Consider the following 18,620-nt stretch of genomic DNA (forward strand, 5'->3'; position numbering starts at 1 on the left):
CCTCCTACCCCTTCCGGATCTTGAGCGCATAGGTTGGCCGCCATGATGGAGGGGGCGAAGGCCGCGGCCGAGTCGGCGGCCATGAGCGAGCGGACCAGCGGGCGACAGCCGGCGCGGAACGGCACGGCGGAGAAGGCCGGGCCGGCCCGCTCCGCCCTGCTGATGGCACTGGGCACGGTGGTGTCCCGGGCGTCGGGGCTGATCCGGCAGGTGCTTCAGGGGGCGGCACTGGGCACAGGGCTGCTGGCGAGCACGTACAACACGGCGAACACCGTGCCGACCAGTCTGTACACCTTGGTGATCGGCGGCGCGCTCAACGCCGTGCTGGTGCCGCAACTGGTCCGGGCACGGGCCACCGACTCCGACGGCGGACGGGCCTACGAGCAACGGCTGGTGACGCTCGTGCTGTGCGTGCTGGCCGCGGGGACGGCACTGGCCGTGTGGGCCGCGCCGCAGATCGTGGGCCTGTACATGCGCGACACCGCGGACAGCCACGAGGCGTTCGAACTGACCGTGGTCTTCGCCCGGTTCCTCCTGCCGCAGGTCTTCTTCTACGGCCTGTTCGGCATCCTGGGGCAAGTGCTCAACGCCCGGGAGAAGTTCGGCGCGATGATGTGGACGCCCGTGCTGAACAACATCGTGCTGGTCGGCATGTTCGGCGCGTATCTGGGGCTGATGACGGTCCCGGACCGGGTGGAGGACATCACCGCGGCGCAGGTGCGGCTGCTGGGTCTGGGGACGACGGCCGGGATCGCGGTGCAGGCCCTCGCGCTGATCCCTTTCGTGCGCGCCACGGGCTTCCGGTTCCGGCCGCGCTTCGACTGGCGGGGAACCGGCCTGGGCAAGAGCGTCCATGCCGCGAAGTGGACACTGCTGTTCGTCCTGGTCAATCAGGTCGCGCTGACCGTGGTGACGAACCTCGCCAACGCCGCGGACCAGGCCCTGCCGGATGCCGGTGCCGGATACACGGCCTACATGTACGCCCAGACCATCTGGATGCTGCCGCAGTCGATGGTGACCGTCTCCCTGGTGACCGCCCTGTTGCCGCGGATGAGCAGGGCCGCCGCCGAGGGCCGGGTCCCCGAGCTGCGTGCCGATCTCTCACGGGCGCTTCGCGCCTCCGGTGTCGTCATCGTCCCGGCCGGCTTCCTCTTCCTGGCACTGGGCCCCTGGATCTCGACGCTGCTGTTCGCCCACGGCGCGGCCGACGCCGCCACCGCCCGGCCGCTGGGGCAGATGCTCCAGGTGTTCGGGCTCGGGCTGATCCCGTTCTCGGCGCAGTACCTCCTCCTGCGGGGCTTCTACGCCTTCGAGGACACCCGCACCCCGTTCTTCATGGCCACGTGGATCGCCACCGTGAACATCGCGCTGGTCACCGTCTGCCACCTGCTGCTGCCGGCGCGCTGGGCCGTGACCGGCATGGCCGGCGCCTACGCCCTGTCGTACCTGGCCGGGTTGACCGTCACGGCGCGGCGGTTGCGCGGGAGGCTGGGCGGCCGCCTCGACGACGGGGAGCTTCGGCGCACGTACACGAAGCTGCTGTGCGCTGCCGCTCTCGCCGCGGGGCCCGCCTGGGGCACCGCACGGGCCTGCACCGCCTCGCTGGGTACGGGCATCTGGCCCACCGCGGTGAGTCTTGCCGCGGGGACGGCCGTGCTGGCGGCGGGATACCTGGCCCTGGGCCGCCTGATGAAGGTCGGCGAGCTGGGCGGTCTCGTCGGCCGGCGGTGACGGTGGCGTGGTGATCTCGATCTTCGTGCGGGTTGGGCCGTGCCGCGTCAGTTCGGCCGAGCGGCGTCCCGGCTCGCCGGGGTGCGTGATCGGAACCCGTCGGAGACGTCGGCCGAGCCGGCCGGGGCGTCCCATATGTCGCTGATATCCAGGTGTGCGAAGCTGTTGTTGGGTGCCCTGCCGCTCATGAGCGGCGTGGATCCGCCATGGGAGGCGCGACCCCGCGCCGCCGGTCCCGTGCCCGCGTCGTCGTCGCCTGAGTTCCGGGGACTCCCACCTGCCGGTGGCTGCGGCATGGACGGGAGGTGGATGCGGACATGCCCCATCACGGCGATGCCCGGGCCGCGGTCCCCGGTCTTCGGGCGCCGGGGAACGGGGGCACCGATCCGCCTCGTCCCGCTCCGGAGACGGCCGCGCGAGCGCGGCTGCTGGCGTTCGCCGGGGTGACGCTGGCGGCGGTGTACGTGCGCAGTGAGGACGGCGCGGAGCTCTGCCTGGTGGAGTCGGCCGGGGCCGAGTCCGGGCAGCGGTATCAGTTGCCGGGGCGGGTGGCGGTCTCGGATTCCGCGGGAGCTCCGGGCGCGGGGCCGAGCGCCTCCCCCGGGGCGGACTCACCTGCCGCTCCGCACGACGCTCCCACCTCGGTGCCGTCGGGCCCGACCGGCTCGGGGGACGGTTGTCCGGCCGTCGTCGAGGCGTTTCTGCGCGGGCGGGCCGTGTGGCTCGCGGGTGTGGTGCTTCCCGGGCGAGGGGAAGCCGCGGCCGCAGCCGTCCCGCTGGGAGCGCTGCCGCTGGGGGCCGCGGGCGGGTGGCTGGGCTGTCTCGTCGTGGTGGGAGAGGCCGGCGAAGGGTTCGGCGCCGAACAGCGGGAGTTCCTGGAGCGCTACGCCGAAGCCGTCGCCGAGCGGCTGCGCGGCGAGGCCGACCGGTCGGCGCCCGCACCACTGCTGGATTCGGCCCTGCGCGCCATGGGGGTCGGCTCCTTCGCCCTGTCGCCCGGCACCGGGCTGGTCGAGACGGATCCGGCCCTCCTCGAGCTCGTCGGCATCCCCGAGGGCGGTTTCGACGGCAAGACCGACACCCTGCTCTCCTGCAGCGTCCCGGAGGACGTCCCCGCGCTGATGTCGGTCATCGAGCCGTCCGCGCAGACCCCGGGCCGCCGTGAAATGGAGTTCCGGATCCGCCGGCCGACCGGGGAACTGTGCTGGCTGCGGCTGAACTGCCGCGTGCTGAAGAGGCCCGACGGCACCCCTGAGCGGGTGCTGGGCGTGGTGAGCGCGGCGCCGGTGCTGCGCCGCAGCGCCAGCGACGTCGCCCGGATCCAGTGGCTGACGGCCGCGCTCGACGACGCCACGACCGTGCGAGACGTCAGCCGTGTGGTGGTCGCCGCGCTGCGCGAGCCGCTGGGTGCCGACCGGGTGGCACTCGCCGAACTGCTGGAGGACCGGCTGGCGGTCACCGTGCTCGATCCGCCGAGTGCCGGTGCCTGGCCGGAGCTGTGGCGGCGCGAGTGGCGCTCGGAGTGGCCCGACGCGCCGGTCACCGCCCTGCCCACACTCCAGGCGGCGCTGCGGGACGGGCGGATGAGCCTGTGGCCGGCGGGTTCCGTGCTGGAGGCCGGGCTCGCGGGGATCGGCCCCGGCGGTCTGGCGGTGCTGCCGCTGCCGGCCAAGAGCGGGGTGGCGGGGGTGTGCCTGGTCGGCTGGGACACCCCGCACGAGTTCGCCCCCGAGGAGCGGGCCCTGCTGACCGCGACCGCGGGGCTCGTCGGGCAGGCCCTGAAGCGCGCGCACGCCTACGACGCCGAGCAGGAACTCGCGACGATGCTCCAGCGCAGCCTGCTGCCCCGCCGGCTCCCCCGGCTGCCCGGGGGCACCGCGGTGGCCCGCTATCTGCCGGCCCGGCGCGGGCTCCAGGTGGGCGGCGACTGGTACGACGTGATCGCGCTGTCGGAGAGCAAGGTGGCCCTGGTCATCGGGGATGTGCAGGGGCACAGCGCCGGGGCCGCGACGATCATGGGCCAGATGCGTACGGCGGTCAGGGCCTACGCCGTCGAGGGGCATCCGCCGGACGTGGTCGTCGCGCACGCCAACCGGCTGCTCGTCGGCATGGAGACGGACCTGTTCGCCACCTGCTGCTACGTCGAGCTCGACATGGAGGAGGGCAACGCGCTGTTCGTCCGGGCCGGGCATTTGGCCCCGCTCGTACGGCATCCCGACGGCAGCACCGCGGAGATCGCCGTCGAGGGCGGGCTCCCCCTGGGTGTCCTGGCGGACGCGGAGTTCCCGCTCACGGCACTGGCGCTCGCCCCGGGCTCGGTGCTCGCGCTGGTGACGGACGGCCTGGTCGAGTCGGCGGATCTCCAGGTGGACGAGGGCATGCGGCTCGTCCGTCTGGCGCTCGCCGCGGCCGATCCCGCCGACCCCGGGCGGATGGCCGACGCGCTGCTCGGCGAGGACGGGCGCCGTGAGGACGACGTGGCGATCCTGCTGCTGCGCTACGACGGGATGCGGGTACGGCCGGTGCGGGCGGGCTGGGTGGTCTGGCGGCTGCCGGACGCGGTGATGCACGCCCGCAGGTTCAGTGCGCGCACGCTGCGTTCGTGGGGCATCGCGGACGAGGCCGACACCGTCCTGCTGGTGGTGTCGGAGCTGGTCACCAACGCGCTGGTGCACACGCAGGGCGCGGTCCGGGTGGAGCTGACCCTGGCGGCGGACCGGCTGCGGGTGACCGTGAGCGACTCCTCGCCCCGGGCGCCGGCCAAGCCGGTGGTCGTGGACTGGGAGTCGACGGGCGGCCGGGGGCTTTTCCTGGTCGAGGCCGTGTCGGCGGCCTGGGGGTCGGTGCCGGTGGGCGGCGGCAAGCAGGTGTGGAGCGAGATCGTCGTCACCCGCTCGGAACGGGAGACGGAGGACGGCGAGGAGCCGGACGAGGTGCCTGAGCCGGAAGAGGAGCGTAAGCCGGGCCGCGGCTGGGGCCTGGGCCGCGACCGGAGCTGGGGGCTGGGCCGGAACCGGGACCGCCGCAGGGCCCGCGACCAGGGCCGGCACCGTGACGACGACCGGGCGGCGGACCGCGACGGCGGATCAGCAGCGGACCGCGCCGACGACCGCGCCACGGACCGCGACAGCGGCTCAGCTGCCGACCGCGACGACGACCGCGCCACGGACCCCGACAGCGGCTCAGCTGCCGACCGCGACGACGACCGCGCCACGGACCCCGACCCCGACCGCGAGCGAGCGCCGGGCCGCAACGGCGAGCGGGAGGCTGGCCGCAGGGGCGAGCAGGCCGTGGGGCTCGACCGGGCCATGGAGCACATCGGCGACGGCGTCGAGGACCCTCCCCCGTCCTCGCGCCGGGCCCGGACCCACGAGGGAGGTCCCTGATGCGTGGCGTCGGCCTGCGCGGCGTCGCCGGACTGCTGGCGGTCCTCCTGGCCGTCTCCCTCGCCGGGTGTACCGACAACGGCGGGGAGGGCGAGGGTGAGCTGACCATCGGGCTGCTGCTGCCGAGCCGGGCCGTGCCCCGCTGGGAGAAGTCCGACAAGCCGCTGATCGAGAAGCGGGTGAAGGAGCTGTGCGCCGAGTGCACGGTCGTGTACGCCAACGCCGAGAACGACGCGGCGAGCCAGCGGCAGCAGATGACCTCCATGATCACCCGGGGGGTCTCGGTCCTGATGCTGGACGTCGTCGACCCCAAGGCCCTGCGCTCGTCGGTCCGCGCGGCACAGCGCGAGGGCATCCCGGTCGTCGCCTACGACCGGCTCGCCGAGGGGCCGATCTCGGGCTTCGTCAGTTTCGACGGCGCCCAGGTCGGCAGGCTCCAGGGCCAGGCGCTCCTGGAGGGCATGGGGGCCCGGGCCGACGGCGGCGGTGTCGTCATGATGAACGGCGACCCCTCCAGCCCCAACGCAGCCTGGTACGAGGGCGGAGCCCGGTCCGTCCTCCAGGACGAGGTGCGGATCCTGAAGTCGTACAAGACCCTGGGGTGGCGCACGGAGAACGCGCACGACCACATGTCCGCCGCGATCAGCGACCTCGGCCCGAGCCGGATCGACGGGGTGCTCGCGGCCAACGACTCGATCGCGGCCGGTGTCGTCTCGGCCCTCAAGAGCGCCCGTGTCTCGCCGCTGCCCCCGGTCACCGGGCAGGACGCCGACCTCGACGCCGTGCAGCGCATCGTCAAGGGCGAGCAGTACATGACCGTCTACAAGCCGTTCCAGCTGGAGACCGAGGCGGCCGCCGCGATGGCCGTCGCCCTGGCGCGCGGCAACGACATCGACGCCCTGGTCACGACGAAGGTGGACAGCCCCACGACCGAGGACGTCCCGGCGATCCTGCTCACCCCGACCGCCGTGACGCGCGAGACGATCGGCCGGACGCTCGTGCGGGACGGCGTCTACACGATCGACCAGATCTGCACCCCCAAGCTCCGCCCGGCCTGCGACCGGGCCGGGCTCACCCGGTGAGCGAGGTGGTTACCGTGGCTCATCCCCCCGTACTGGCGTTGCGCGGCATCACCAAGCGCTTCGGCGGCGTCCAGGCGCTCGTGGACGTCGACCTCCAGGTCCGGGCCGGGGAGGTCGTGGCCCTGGCGGGCGACAACGGAGCAGGCAAGTCCACGCTGGTCAAGGTGATCTCCGGAGTCAGCCCCGCCGACCGGGGCATCATCGAGTGGGAGGGGCGCCCGGTGCAGGTCAAGCGCCCGCACGACGCCCACGCCCTGGGCATCGCGACCGTCTACCAGGACCTCGCCATGTGCGACAACCTGGACGTCGTCGGCAATCTCTTCCTCGGCCGCGAGATCGACCGGGTGGGCGTCCTCGACGAGGTCGAGATGGAGCGCCGGGCCCGCGATCTGATGCGCGCCCTGTCGATCCGCATCCCCGACGTGCGGATGCCGGTCGCCGCGCTGTCGGCCGGGCAGCGGCAGGCCGTGGCGATCTCCCGCTCGCTGATGGGCGCGCCCAAGGTGTTGCTGCTCGACGAGCCGACCGCCGCCCTGGGGGTGGAGCAGACCAGTCATCTGCTCGACCTGATCGAGGGCGTGCGCGACCGCGGGATGGCGATCATCCTCATCAGTCACAACATGGGCGACATCAAGGCCGTCGCTGACCGGGTCGCCGTGCTGCGGCTGGGCCGCAACAACGGTCTGTTCGACGTGAGCACCGTGACCCAGGAGCAGATCATCTCCTCGGTCACCGGGGCGGCGGACAACGCCGTGGCCCACCGTTCGAAGGGCGGCGAGGAGGCGTGGCCGTGAGCCGCGGCGGGCCGCACGGGGACGGCGGGCCCGCCGGGCCGGGCAGTGCCGGGCCGGTCACCACCACCCGCGAGCGACGCGCCGCCCACGGCTGGCAGGACAGCGTGCGGGAGTACGTCCGGGACCTCCGCGGTGGTGTGCGCGACGGCGAGCGGGGGCCGCTGCTGGTCATCGCCGGTCTGATCGTGATCTGGATCGTCTTCCAGGGGCTGGACGACAAGTTCCTCTCGCCGCGCAACCTGTCCAACCTCAGCGTGGACATCGTCGGGACCGGGCTGGTCGCCGTCGGCATCGTGTTCGTGCTGCTGATCCGGGAGATCGATCTGTCGGTCGGCTCGGTCAGCGGCCTGGCGGGGGCGGCGTTCGCCGTGCTGAACGTGAACCAAGGGGTGCCGGAGTGGCTGGCGGTGATCGTGGCGGTGGCCGCGGGCACGGCGGTGGGCGCCTTCCACGGGTTCTTCCACGCCTGGCTCGGCGTGCCCGCGTTCGTGGTGACGCTGGCCGGGCTGCTGATCTGGAACGGCCTGACGCTCTACCTGCTGGGGGCGAGCGGCACGATCAACATCGACGAGGAGGGCCTGGTCGCCTCACTGACCAGCCGGCACTTCGGCAGCGACCTCGCGGCGTACGCGGTCGCGACGCTCGGCACGGGCGGGTACTTCCTGGCCGCCCGCCGCCGGCGGAGCCGCCACCTGGCGACCGGGATGCCCTACCGGCCCGGGGGCGAGATCTGGTTGCGCACCGGTCTCCTCGCGGTGGTCGCCTTCGCCGGGGCCCACACCCTCAACCGGTTCCAGGGACTGCCGCTCGCGCTGCTGATCTTCCTGGTGATCCTGGTCGTCTCGGACTACGTGCTGCGCCGCACCCGCTACGGGCGGCGGGTGTACGCGCTCGGCGGCGGGGTCGAGGCGGCGCGGCGGGCCGGCATCGGGGTGGAGCGGGTGCGGGTCGCCATGTTCATGGTGTCGGGGACGCTGGCCGCGTTCGGCGGGCTGTTCGTGGCGTCGGGGCTGACCTCGGCGAGCCCCACGACGGCGCGTGCCGCCGGTTCGGGGATGCTGCTGATCAACGCGATCGCGGCGGCCGTCATCGGCGGGACGAGTCTGTTCGGCGGGCGGGGCTCGCCCTGGTCGGTGCTGCTCGGTGTGGTGGTCATCCAGTCGATCGCCTCGGGCATGGGGCTGCTGGGGGTCCAGGACGCCGTGCAGTTCATGATCACCGGTGGGGTGCTGCTGGCCGCCGTGGCGGCCGACGCGCTGTCGCGGCGCGCTCAGGCCAGACGCGGCCGACCTTGAGCCCGGACGCGGCCGACCTTGAGCGCAGACACACCGAAATTCACCCAAGATTCCATTTCATACGAAATGCCTAACAAATGGCAAAGGTGGGTAAGGGCCGAGATGTCATGAAACGCAGCCGCCTCACCCAGGCGGCCGTGGCCCTCACGGCCGCCGCCGGTCTGGTCCTCGCCGGGTGCGGCGACGCCGATCTGTCCGGCGGCGAGGAGCAGGCCGACCTCAGTGTGCTCGCGACGGACGTGCCGCAGATCCAGACCCTCAAGAAGCTCACCAAGAAGCACTTCACGGCGGAGACCGGCATCACCGTCGACTACACGCTGCTGCCGGAGAACGAGGCGCGGGAGAAGATGAACCGCGAGTTCGCCACCCAGGCCGGCACCTACGACGTGGCGAGCGTCAGCGCGTACGAGGTGCCGATCTACGCGGACAACGGCTGGCTAGCCCCGCTGGACTCCTATGTGAAGGCCGACGCGGACTTCGACCAGGGCGACGTCTTCCCGAACCTGGCGTCCTCGCTGACCGGGGAGGACGGCAAGCTCTACGCCGAACCCTTCTACGGCGAGGGCTCCTTCCTGATGTACCGCAAGGACCTCTTCCGCAAGGACGGGCTGACCATGCCGCCGGACCCGACCTGGGAACAGGTCGCCGACCTCGCGGCCCGGGTCGACGGCTCCGAGGGCGCGAGCGGCATCTGCCTGCGTGGCCTGCCCGGCTGGGGCCAGAACCTCGCCCCGATCAACACGGTCGTCAACACCTTCGGCGGCGCCTGGTACGACATGGACTGGAACGCCCGTCTGACCTCACCGGAGTTCAAGAAGGCCGTCGGGTTCTACGTCGACCTGCTCCGCACCCACGGCCAGCCCGGCGCCGAGCGGATGGGCGTGCTGGAGATCCTGGACCGCTTCGTCGAGGGCAAGTGCGCCATGATGTACGACGCCACGTCGCTGGCCTCGTCGATCGAGGCCGACAGCTCCTCGGTCAAGGGCAAGGTGGGCTACGTCCCCGCCCCGCACGACAGGACCGACAAGGCCGGCTGGCTGTGGACCTGGGCCTGGGGTATCCAGCAGGCGTCCGAGCACAAGGACGCCGCCTGGGAGTTCATCTCCTGGGCCTCCTCCAAGGAGTTCCAGGAGCTGGTCGGCCAGGAGGTGGGCTGGACCTCGGCGCCCGCCGGTAACCGCATGTCGCTCTACGAGAAGCCCGAGTACCAGCAGGCCGCCGGTGCCTGGTACCGGCAGGAGTTCACGGCGGCGACGGACTCCGCCGACCCGAAGAACCCGGGCGTCGGCCCCCGCCCCTACGACGGCATCGGCTTCCTGGGCATCCCCGAGTTCGCCGTGCTGGGGACGGCGGTCTCCGAACAGATCGCCGCGGCCATCGCCGGGCAGCAGTCGGTGGACGCGGCCCTGGACAAGTCCCAGGACCTGGCCCAGGCCGCGGCGGCGAAGTACCGGGGCGGGTGACCCGCCCACAACGCGACGAGTGAACGGCGCGGGCCGCGCCCCCGGTCACCCGGGAACGCGGCCCTCGAACTGCCGTGGCGGTCCGCTTACTTGCGGATCAGGCTGCGCAGCACGTACTGCATGATGCCGCCGTTGCGGTAGTAGTCCGCCTCGCCGGGGGTGTCGATGCGGACGACCGCGTCGAACTCGACGCCGGTGTCGGTGGTGACCTTCACCGTGCGCGGGGTGGTGCCGTTGTTGAGCTCCTCGACGCCGGTGAAGTCGAAGGTCTCCTCACCGGTGAGGCCGAGGGACGCGGCCGACTGGCCCTCCGGGAACTGGAGCGGGAGCACGCCCATGCCGATGAGGTTCGAGCGGTGGATGCGCTCGTAGGACTCGGCGATGACGGCCTTGACGCCGAGGAGCGCGGTGCCCTTGGCGGCCCAGTCGCGGGACGAGCCGGAGCCGTACTCCTTGCCGGCCAGGACGACCAGCGGGATGCCGGCGGCCTGGTAGTTCTGCGAGGCGTCGTAGATGAACGACACCGGCGCGTCGGCCTGGGTGAAGTCGCGGGTGTAGCCGCCCTCGGTGCCCGGCGCGATCTGGTTGCGCAGGCGGATGTTGGCGAACGTGCCGCGGATCATGACCTCGTGGTTGCCTCGGCGCGAGCCGTAGGAGTTGAAGTCACGACGCTCCACACCGTGCTCGGTGAGGTACTTGCCGGCCGGGGTGTCGGCCTTGATGGCGCCGGCCGGGGAGATGTGGTCGGTGGTGACCGAGTCGCCCAGCTTGGCGAGCACGCGGGCGCCGGAGATGTTCTCGACCGGGGCCGGCTCGTGGGCCATGCCCTCGAAGTACGGGGGCTTGCGGACGTAGGTGGACTCGGCGTCCCACTCGAAGGTGTTGCCGGTCGGGATCGGCAGCGCCTGCCACTGGGCGTCGCCCGCGAAGACGTCCGCGTAGGACTTGGCGAACATGTCCTCGCCGATGGCGTTGGCGACCACGTCGTTCACCTCGGCCTCGGAGGGCCAGATGTCCTTCAGGAAGACCGGGTTGCCGTCCTGGTCGGCGCCCAGGGCGTCCCGGGTGATGTCGACCTTCATGGAGCCGGCGAGCGCGTAGGCCACGACCAGCGGCGGGGACGCCAGGTAGTTCATCTTGACGTCGGGGTTGATACGGCCCTCGAAGTTCCGGTTGCCGGAGAGGACCGAGGTGACCGCGAGGTCGTGGTCGTTGACGGCCTTGGAGACCTCCTCCGGCAGCGGGCCGGAGTTGCCGATGCAGGTGGTGCAGCCGTAGCCGACGAGGTTGAAGCCGACCTTGTCGAGGTAGGGGGTCAGGCCCGCCTTCTCGAAGTAGTCGGTGACGACCTTGGAGCCCGGGGCGAGGGTGGTCTTGACCCAGGGCTTGCGGGTCAGGCCCTTCTCCACCGCCTTCTTGGCCACCAGCGCGGCGGCGACCATGACGTACGGGTTGGAGGTGTTGGTGCAGGACGTGATGGCCGCGACCGTCACCGCGCCGTGGTCGATCTCGTACGACGTGCCGTCGGGGGCCGTCACGGTGACCGGGTTGGACGGCGCGCCGTTCGGCGCGACGGCCGGGGCGTCGGAGGCCGGGAAGGACTCCTGGCCGGCCTCGTCCACGGTGTCGACGTAGTTGCGTACGTCCGTCTTGAACTGCTCGGCGGCGTTCGCGAGGACGATGCGGTCCTGCGGGCGCTTCGGGCCGGCGATGGACGGGACGACCGTCGCCAGGTCGAGCTCGAGCTTCTCGGAGAAGTCGGGCTCGGCGGCCGGGTCGAGCCAGAGGCCCTGCTCCTTGGCGTAGGCCTCGACCAGCGCGAGCTGCTGCTCGCTGCGGCCGGTGAGCCGCATGTAGTTGATGGTCTCGTCGTCGATCGGGAAGATCGCGGCGGTGGAGCCGAACTCCGGCGACATGTTGCCGATGGTGGCGCGGTTGGCCAGCGAGGTGGCGGCGACGCCCTCGCCGTAGAACTCGACGAACTTGCCGACGACGCCGTGCTTGCGCAGCATCTCGGTGATCGTGAGGACGAGGTCGGTGGCGGTGGTGCCGGCCTGGAGCTCACCGGTCAGCTTGAAGCCGACGACGCGCGGGATGAGCATGGAGACCGGCTGGCCGAGCATGGCGGCCTCGGCCTCGATGCCGCCGACGCCCCAGCCGAGCACGCCGAGGCCGTTGACCATGGTGGTGTGCGAGTCGGTGCCGACCAGGGTGTCCGGGTAGGCCTTGCCGTCGCGGACCATCACGACACGGGCCAGGTGCTCGATGTTCACCTGGTGGACGATGCCGGTGCCGGGCGGGACGACCTTGAACTCGTCGAAGGCGGTCTGGCCCCAGCGCAGGAACTGGTAGCGCTCCTTGTTGCGGCCGTACTCCAGGTCGACGTTCTGCTTGAAGGCGTCGTTCGTGCCGAACTTGTCGGCGATGACGGAGTGGTCGATGACCAGCTCGGCCGGCGCCAGCGGGTTGATCTTCGCCGGGTCGCCGCCCAGCTCCTTCACGGCCTCACGCATGGTCGCGAGGTCCACGACACAGGGAACGCCGGTGAAGTCCTGCATGATCACGCGGGCCGGCGTGAACTGGATCTCCTGGCTGGGCTGGGCCTGCGAGTCCCATCCGCCGAGGGCACGGATGTGGTCGGCGGTGATGTTCGCGCCGTCCTCCGTGCGGAGCAGGTTCTCCAGCAGGACCTTGAGGCTGTAGGGCAGGCGAGCCGAGCCCTCCACCTTGTCCAGCCGGAAGATCTCGTACGACTCGTCGCCCACCTGCAGCGTGCTGCGGGCGTCGAAGCTGTTCGCCGACACGACAGTCTCCTTCATTGATGTGCGCGTACCACCACGATCCTGCCGCCACGGCATCTTGGCCGATCCGCTAAGGTAAGGCTAAGTTAGGTAACCCTTACCGGGGTGGCGGCTGGAGTGCTCTCTCGGCAGATATCTCGATGTCGAGATAACTCTAGTACACGAGCGCCGGATGGTCATGCCCCGGCGTCCGCCCGTGCGGTCATGCGCGCCCTTTTCCGGGGTATCCGAACCGGGTACCCACGTACGACGGAGGAGGAGACAGGCATGCCGCTCACGTTCCGCAAGAGTTTCCGGATCCTTCCGGGGGTGCGTCTGAACATCAACAAGCGCTCCTGGTCCATCACCACCGGCGGCGGAAAGAACGGCCCGCGCTACACCCGCAGCAGCACAGGACGTCGTACGACATCGATGGATCTGCCCGGACCTTTCGGATGGCGGCGCACCACGAAAGCGCGTCGACACTGAGCCCACCGGGCGGGCTTGACGTCCCGTCACCCGTTCGGACCCCCCGGTCGGGTGACATCTCATATCTGAGATAACCTCAGTCCCATGGCAGACGACTACCTCGTACGCATCGGCAAGCTCATCCGTGACGCCCGGCAGCACCGGGGCTGGACTCAGTCGCAGCTGGCGGAGGCGCTCGGCACCAGCCAGAGCGCCGTCAACCGGATCGAGCGGGGCAACCAGAACATCAGCCTTGAGATGATCGCGCGCATCGGGGAGGCCCTCGACAGCGAGATCGTGTCCCTCGGCTACGCCGGTCCGATGCATCTGCGCGTGGTCGGCGGGCGCCGGCTGTCCGGTGCCATCGACGTGAAGACGAGCAAGAACGCGTGCGTGGCACTGCTGTGCGCCTCACTGCTCAACGAGGGGCGCACGGTGCTGCGCCGCGTCGCCCGCATCGAGGAGGTGTACCGCCTCCTCGAGGTGCTCGGCTCCATCGGTGTGCGCACCCGGTGGATCAACGACGGTGTCGACCTGGAGATCGTGCCGTCGGCCGAGCTCGACCTGGAGGCGATCGACGCGGACGCGGCCCGCCGCACCCGCTCCATCATCATGTTCCTCGGCCCGCTGCTGCACCGCATGGACTCGTTCAAGCTGCCGTACGCGGGCGGCTGCGACCTCGGTACGCGCACCATCGAGCCGCACATGATCGCGCTGCGCCGGTTCGGCCTGGACATCGCCGCCACCGAGGGCCAGTACCACGCCCAGGTGGACCGCGCGGTCAGCCCCGACCGTCCGATCGTCCTGACCGAGCGCGGCGACACGGTGACCGAGAACGCGCTGCTCGCGGCCGCCCGGCACGACGGCATCACCGTCATCCGCAACGCCTCGTCCAACTACATGGTCCAGGACCTCTGCTTCTTCCTCGAGGCGCTCGGCGTCAAGGTCGACGGCGTCGGCACCACCACCCTCACCGTGCACGGTGTGCCCACCATCGACGTCGACGTGGACTACTCCCCCTCCGAGGACCCGGTCGAGGCGATGAGCCTGGTCGCGGCGGCCGTGGTCACCGAGTCGGAGCTGACGGTGCGCCGGGTGCCGATCGAGTTCCTGGAGATCGAGCTGGCGGTCCTCGAGGAGATGGGCCTCGACCACGACCGCACGCCCGAGTACTTCGCCGACAACGGCCGCACCCGGCTGGTGGACCTCACCGTCCGGCCCTCCAAGCTGGAGGCGCCGATCGACAAGATCCACCCCATGCCGTTCCCCGGCCTGAACATCGACAACGTCCCGTTCTTCGCGGCCATCGCGGCGGTCGCCCAGGGCCAGTCCCTCATCCACGACTGGGTCTACGACAACCGCGCCATCTACCTGACCGACCTGAACCGCCTCGGCGGCCGGCTCCAGCTCCTCGACCCCCACCGCGTCCTGGTCGAGGGCCCGACCCGCTGGCGCGCCGCCGAGATGATGTGCCCGCCGGCGCTGCGCCCGGCGGTGGTCGTCCTGCTGGCGATGATGGCGGCCGAGGGCACGTCGGTGCTGCGCAACGTGTACGTCATCAACCGGGGTTACGAGGAGCTGGCGGAGCGGCTGAACTCGGTGGGGGCGCAGATCGAGACGTTCCGGGACATCTGAGCGGTGAGGCTGCCGGGCTCATTTCGACCTGCACTGCTGCGCGTCTGAAAGGGTCCGGCAGAACGCGCCCACGACCCGACCTGCGTGCCGGCAGAGTCTCGGCTACTCCTGCCCGGCCCGCGGCGACGGCCTGTACGCCGCGCTCGGCTGGGCGAGCCGGTCGGCGAGGTGGGCGAGCCAGCCGCTCGGGGCGTACGGGGCCGGGGGGTCGACCTCCATGCCCAGTTCTGCGACAGCCAGGGCACAGTCGGACTCGTCGAGACTGAGGGCGAGGAATTCGTGAAGCTCGCCGACGAGGCGGGCGACGAGTTGCGGGTCGGTGGAGGTCCGGTAGTCGGCGACGGCCGCGTCATGGTCCTCGAACTCGTCGGGCATGTCCTGCGAGAACCACCCGCCGAGGAACTGACCGAGCTCCGGGAACCGGGCGTGCCACTCCCAGTGGGTGACGGGCACAGCGGGCGGCGGCACCTCACCCTTCTCGATGCTGCGCCTGATGTGGGCACCGATCGTGTGCAGCCACTCCTGCACTTCTCCCTCGGGCAGGCCCACGTCGGGGATGGCGTAGAACTCGCCCAGCCGCTGCCTCAGCCGTCCGGGCGGGTTCTCGGCGTACTCCCGCACCTGCCGCTCGGCGACAGCAAGAGCCCAGGGACGGGTGTGCCACGTTTGCCGGAGGTAGGCCGTCAAGGCTTGGCCGGGTGCGTCCGGCGTGTCGTCCGCCGACTGCCCGGCATAGGCACGGATCACTTGGTCCAGTTCGCCGTAACGGCGGTCGTGTTCGAGGGGGCTCAGGGGCACGGGGAAAGACTTTCATGGATGACCAGCGGCGGATGCGCTAGAGATAGACGGGGAACGTGGCATGGACGACGAAGCCGTGCGGGGCTGACACGTCCCGCCTGAGCACGACGCGCGCGGCACGCACGTCGACGGGCTCCCGCCCCGCCAGCATCATCGCCTGCAACAGCACCCGGCCGATGGGGTCGGGCCGCGTAGGCCAGGACGCCTCGATGGTCAGCCGGGGCCGCGTGCCCTGGGCGAGCCAGCGGTGGATGAGCTGCTCGTTGGCGGTGACGACCTGCTGCGTGGCCCACTGGGCGGTCTCTCGGTCGGGGTAGGTGGCGGACCGGTTCCGGGACGGCATGGCGGAGAGGACCTCTGAAGTGTTTGGGGTCATGACGGGGCGGTGTGCTCCCGCTGCATGTGGTCGTCGACGGCCTGGAGGAGGAGACGCAGCGCCTGGGGGGTCGCCCACTCGACGACGGGGGACAGGCGGTCCTCCATTGCCTGCTCCCCCGGGAAGAGCACGAGGGCGGACTGGGCCTCGGCTGCGAGCGGGGCGAGGAACTCGCCGCAGTAGGGATGCTCGGAATCGACCGCGGCCTGAAGGGAATCCTGAAGGGTCGCGTATTCCCCGTCGTACACCCAGTTGACCCCGAACCCGGAGAGCCGGGGAAATCTGACGTCGACTTCCCAACGGGACAACGGGAGCTCGTCGTAATCGGCCTGCGAGTTCTGGGCCAGGGTCCGGATCGTGCTCGCCAGCGAGTGCAGGTACGCGGCGGCGTCCGTTCCGGCGCCGGCTCGTTCCAGGAGGTCATGGAACTCCTGCGGCGCGGCTTCCGCGTCTTCGGCGCAGAGACCGGCGACATGGTCGAGCAGCGCGGTCACGGTTTCGACGGGACACACCCACTCCGTCGCAACGGTTGCGTGCGTGGTCCTGATGAAACGCCGAAGTTCGGCCTCGAGTGAAAGCGTTCCCTCGGAGTCCCGCACCGCGGCGGCGAGCTCCAGGACCCTCCTCATCGGACCGTCGATGAAGAGACGTGTGGTGTGCACTACCAAGCTGTCACCGTCTTCATTGCCACGAACATGAACCACGAACGAACCTTACGATCTACTAAGGACTGACAGGGTACGAGGTGACGACGACGAAGGGCGGGTCAATACCCCTCTTGTACTTCAGGGCGACCTGCACGGAATGCACCTCGCTTGCCGAGGCGTTCATACCGTGCGAGGTGTAGTCACCGCGTTCCACGGTGCGACCGGTCACCTCGCTCACGGTGAGTTTGAGAGCCGGGTCCAGTTTGGAGTTGTCGGGGTTCCAGTTCGGGTTGTTGGCCATCCGCCTCTCCACCCTCTTGATCCAGTCCTCGACGCGCTGGGCGTTGTTGATGTCGTCGAGTGCCCCCTGCGTCAGACGCTGCGCGGACGCCAGATCCTTGTACGTGGAGGCCGACGGGGCGTTCCCCTGGTCCCGCAGGCGCTGCTTCAGCTGGTCGTCGCTGAGCCCGATGTGCTTGTCGACACCGTGGCTCCCATGAATGCCTTCCTGGCCGGCCAGGTCCAGTGGATAGAAATGGTTCTTGGGATCCTCTCCCGGGACCGTGTATGTGTGCTCGGTCCTGAACTCGTTCAGTGCCCGGGCGCCGAACGCCTGCGCGCGCGCCTCTTCGGCGTGGAAGGTCGGCGCACTGCGATATGCCTCGTCCAACGGTCTTACCAGCGCATCGAGACGAGGCACCAGCGCGTTGACCCGCCGGTTGTATTCGGTGACGATCGCGTTGAGCCGACCGGTGTCGAGGTTGAGGACGATGCCCGCGCCGAGCTGTCCCGCTCCCTTGGCGACCCCCTTCACCACACCCTTGAGGAGGCCCTTGACGTCGTCCATCCCGACACCGTCCTTGAGGTTCACCTCCACCTTGGGGATCGCCTCCCGGATCGCGTCCACGTAGACGTCCCACACCTCGCGATTGAGGTAGACGGCTGCTTCGGCGAAGTCGTACAGCAGGTCGCCGACCTTCTGGGCGGTGTCGAACAGCACCGTCATCACTGGGTGCGAGGAGGTCTGCGACGAGGCCGAGTCGTGCTTCCACTCGTAGCCTTCACGGCTCGTGCCCCACGCGGTCGTCCCCCACAGAGCGCTGCAGAACTGCCGCATGGCGTCGTGCCATTCGCTGTTGCTCTGCTTCGTGATGCTGCTGATGTGTCCGGTCAGCGCGGTCTCGGACATCGACAGCGTCGAGGTCGTCGCCATCCACGCCTGGGACAGCGAACTGAGATAGTGCTGCTGCGGGTAAGGGTAGACCTCTGCGACCTTCCCCATACGGAAGGCGTGTTTCACGATGGGGCGCAGGACCTCGCGGACGGGCTCCGGCACCCACTCCAGGAGGGTGCGGATGATGTCGTCGCCCCCGTCGTCATCACCCCACTTGAGGTTGGGTACGGGGCCGTAGGCCGGAGCTCTGTCGATCACCTGCGGCGATGGCTGAGTGACCGCCCTCGTTCGCCCGGAGGGATCGTTGGCCGCCTCCGCCGTCGCGTAGTTGTTGGCCGTCGTGGTGAAGCCGACCGCCACTCCGCCGATACTCACGACACTCTTGGCCCACACCTCGAGGAAGCGGTTGCCCACTTTGATGTACGAGGTCGCGAACGCCTGCGGAGCGGTTCCGTAACCGCCGGCGTCCGGGTACTTGTTCAGCTCGTCCATAAGGGTCTTAGCGCCCTTGTCCATCGGCGTCTGCTGGGCGGCGACCCCCGCCGACACCCGGTGGAGGTCGGACGGCTTGACATCGATGGTGCCGTTCTGTCCTCCGGGCGCTTGCGCACCCGGCTGTGTGCCGGCCATCAGGGCGCACCCCAGCCCCGCAGCACGGCCTGATGTGCGGCCGTGTAATTGACGTGAGAGGTGGTCGCACAGGCGTGAAGCCACTTCTGCGCCGCCTGCAGGTCCTGCGCCGAGCGGCCCCAATCGTCGAGTTTGTCGACGAAGACTTCGCGGGCCTCGCCTTCCCAGGACAGCACGACCGGGACAGCACGGTCGTAGAGATCGTCGAGCCTGTCGTTCAACTTCTTGAGGATGTCCTCCAATTCGCCGGCGAGTTCGCGGAGACCGGCGAGGGACACGGTGATGTGGTCGTCATACGACGGCCCGGTCGTCATGAATCCCCGTTTCGTGTTCGGAACTGCGCTGTAAGGCCGGCCGCGGC

Annotated in this window: 13 protein-coding genes and 1 pseudogene; 8 read left to right on the forward strand and 6 right to left on the reverse strand. The window is 70.4% G+C overall.

Features of this window, described 5'->3' with window-relative positions; genetic code table 11:
* Positions 1 to 42: 42 nt before the first annotated feature.
* From murJ to IE153_RS18630, 6 genes and pseudogenes are all read left to right on the forward strand, one after another.
* Complete coding sequence (gene murJ, locus IE153_RS18605) at positions 43 to 1,731, forward strand: murein biosynthesis integral membrane protein MurJ (RefSeq protein WP_189590798.1); 1,689 nt, start codon at positions 43 to 45, stop codon at positions 1,729 to 1,731.
* A gap of 317 nt (positions 1,732 to 2,048) precedes the next feature.
* A pseudogene (locus IE153_RS18610) lies at positions 2,049 to 4,628 on the forward strand (SpoIIE family protein phosphatase); the annotation flags it as partial.
* A gap of 488 nt (positions 4,629 to 5,116) precedes the next feature.
* Entirely contained in the window at positions 5,117 to 6,199 is a 1,083-nt protein-coding gene (locus tag IE153_RS18615; RefSeq protein WP_189590799.1) for a sugar ABC transporter substrate-binding protein, read from the forward strand.
* A gap of 14 nt (positions 6,200 to 6,213) precedes the next feature.
* A complete protein-coding gene (locus IE153_RS18620; RefSeq protein WP_189590800.1) occupies positions 6,214 to 6,993 on the forward strand; it encodes an ATP-binding cassette domain-containing protein in 780 nt (259 codons plus the stop codon).
* Positions 6,990 to 8,288 carry a sugar ABC transporter permease gene (locus IE153_RS18625; RefSeq protein WP_189590801.1) on the forward strand — a complete coding sequence of 433 codons (1,299 nt, stop codon included), beginning with the start codon at positions 6,990 to 6,992 and terminating at the stop codon, positions 8,286 to 8,288. The genes IE153_RS18620 and IE153_RS18625 overlap by 4 nt, the downstream gene beginning before the upstream one ends.
* Positions 8,289 to 8,395: 107 nt before the next feature.
* Entirely contained in the window at positions 8,396 to 9,751 is a 1,356-nt protein-coding gene (locus tag IE153_RS18630) for an ABC transporter substrate-binding protein (RefSeq protein WP_189590802.1), read from the forward strand.
* 86 nt (positions 9,752 to 9,837) lie between these two features.
* Here the strand turns inward: IE153_RS18630 and acnA are convergent, their stop codons facing one another.
* A complete protein-coding gene (acnA, locus tag IE153_RS18635) occupies positions 9,838 to 12,555 on the reverse strand; it encodes an aconitate hydratase AcnA (protein WP_189590803.1) in 2,718 nt (905 codons plus the stop codon).
* A 264-nt stretch (positions 12,556 to 12,819) separates the two neighbouring features.
* On the opposite strand from acnA, the gene IE153_RS18640 reads away from it, so the two are divergent.
* Together IE153_RS18640 and IE153_RS18645 are read left to right on the forward strand one after the other, a co-directional pair.
* Complete coding sequence (locus IE153_RS18640) at positions 12,820 to 13,020, forward strand: DUF4236 domain-containing protein (protein ID WP_033308449.1); 201 nt, start codon at positions 12,820 to 12,822, stop codon at positions 13,018 to 13,020.
* An 84-nt stretch (positions 13,021 to 13,104) separates the two neighbouring features.
* Positions 13,105 to 14,634, forward strand: a complete 1,530-nt coding sequence (locus tag IE153_RS18645) for a helix-turn-helix domain-containing protein (protein WP_189590804.1) — start codon at positions 13,105 to 13,107, stop codon at positions 14,632 to 14,634.
* A gap of 102 nt (positions 14,635 to 14,736) precedes the next feature.
* Here IE153_RS18645 and IE153_RS18650 read toward each other — a convergent pair whose 3' ends face one another.
* The 5 genes from IE153_RS18650 to IE153_RS18670 all read right to left on the reverse strand — a co-directional run bounded on the left by IE153_RS18650 (position 14,737) and on the right by IE153_RS18670 (position 18,573).
* Positions 14,737 to 15,432, reverse strand: a complete 696-nt coding sequence (locus tag IE153_RS18650) for a contact-dependent growth inhibition system immunity protein (RefSeq protein WP_189590805.1) — start codon at positions 15,430 to 15,432, stop codon at positions 14,737 to 14,739.
* Positions 15,433 to 15,469: 37 nt separating this feature from the next.
* Complete coding sequence (locus IE153_RS18655; RefSeq protein WP_189590845.1) at positions 15,470 to 15,775, reverse strand: RNase A-like domain-containing protein; 306 nt, start codon at positions 15,773 to 15,775, stop codon at positions 15,470 to 15,472.
* A 29-nt stretch (positions 15,776 to 15,804) separates the two neighbouring features.
* Positions 15,805 to 16,302 carry a hypothetical protein gene (locus IE153_RS18660; protein ID WP_229829046.1) on the reverse strand — a complete coding sequence of 166 codons (498 nt, stop codon included), beginning with the start codon at positions 16,300 to 16,302 and terminating at the stop codon, positions 15,805 to 15,807.
* A gap of 229 nt (positions 16,303 to 16,531) precedes the next feature.
* Positions 16,532 to 18,259 (reverse strand): RNase A-like domain-containing protein, encoded by a 1,728-nt coding sequence (locus IE153_RS41650; protein ID WP_229829047.1) that lies wholly within the window; start codon positions 18,257 to 18,259, stop codon positions 16,532 to 16,534.
* Positions 18,259 to 18,573 (reverse strand): WXG100 family type VII secretion target, encoded by a 315-nt coding sequence (locus IE153_RS18670; protein ID WP_189590807.1) that lies wholly within the window; start codon positions 18,571 to 18,573, stop codon positions 18,259 to 18,261. The genes IE153_RS41650 and IE153_RS18670 overlap by 1 nt, the downstream gene beginning before the upstream one ends.
* Positions 18,574 to 18,620: the final 47 nt, after the last annotated feature.

Origin of the sequence: Streptomyces massasporeus, from assembly GCF_014648995.1 — a bacterium.
In the GTDB taxonomy this organism is placed as follows: Bacteria; Actinomycetota; Actinomycetes; order Streptomycetales; family Streptomycetaceae; genus Streptomyces; species Streptomyces massasporeus.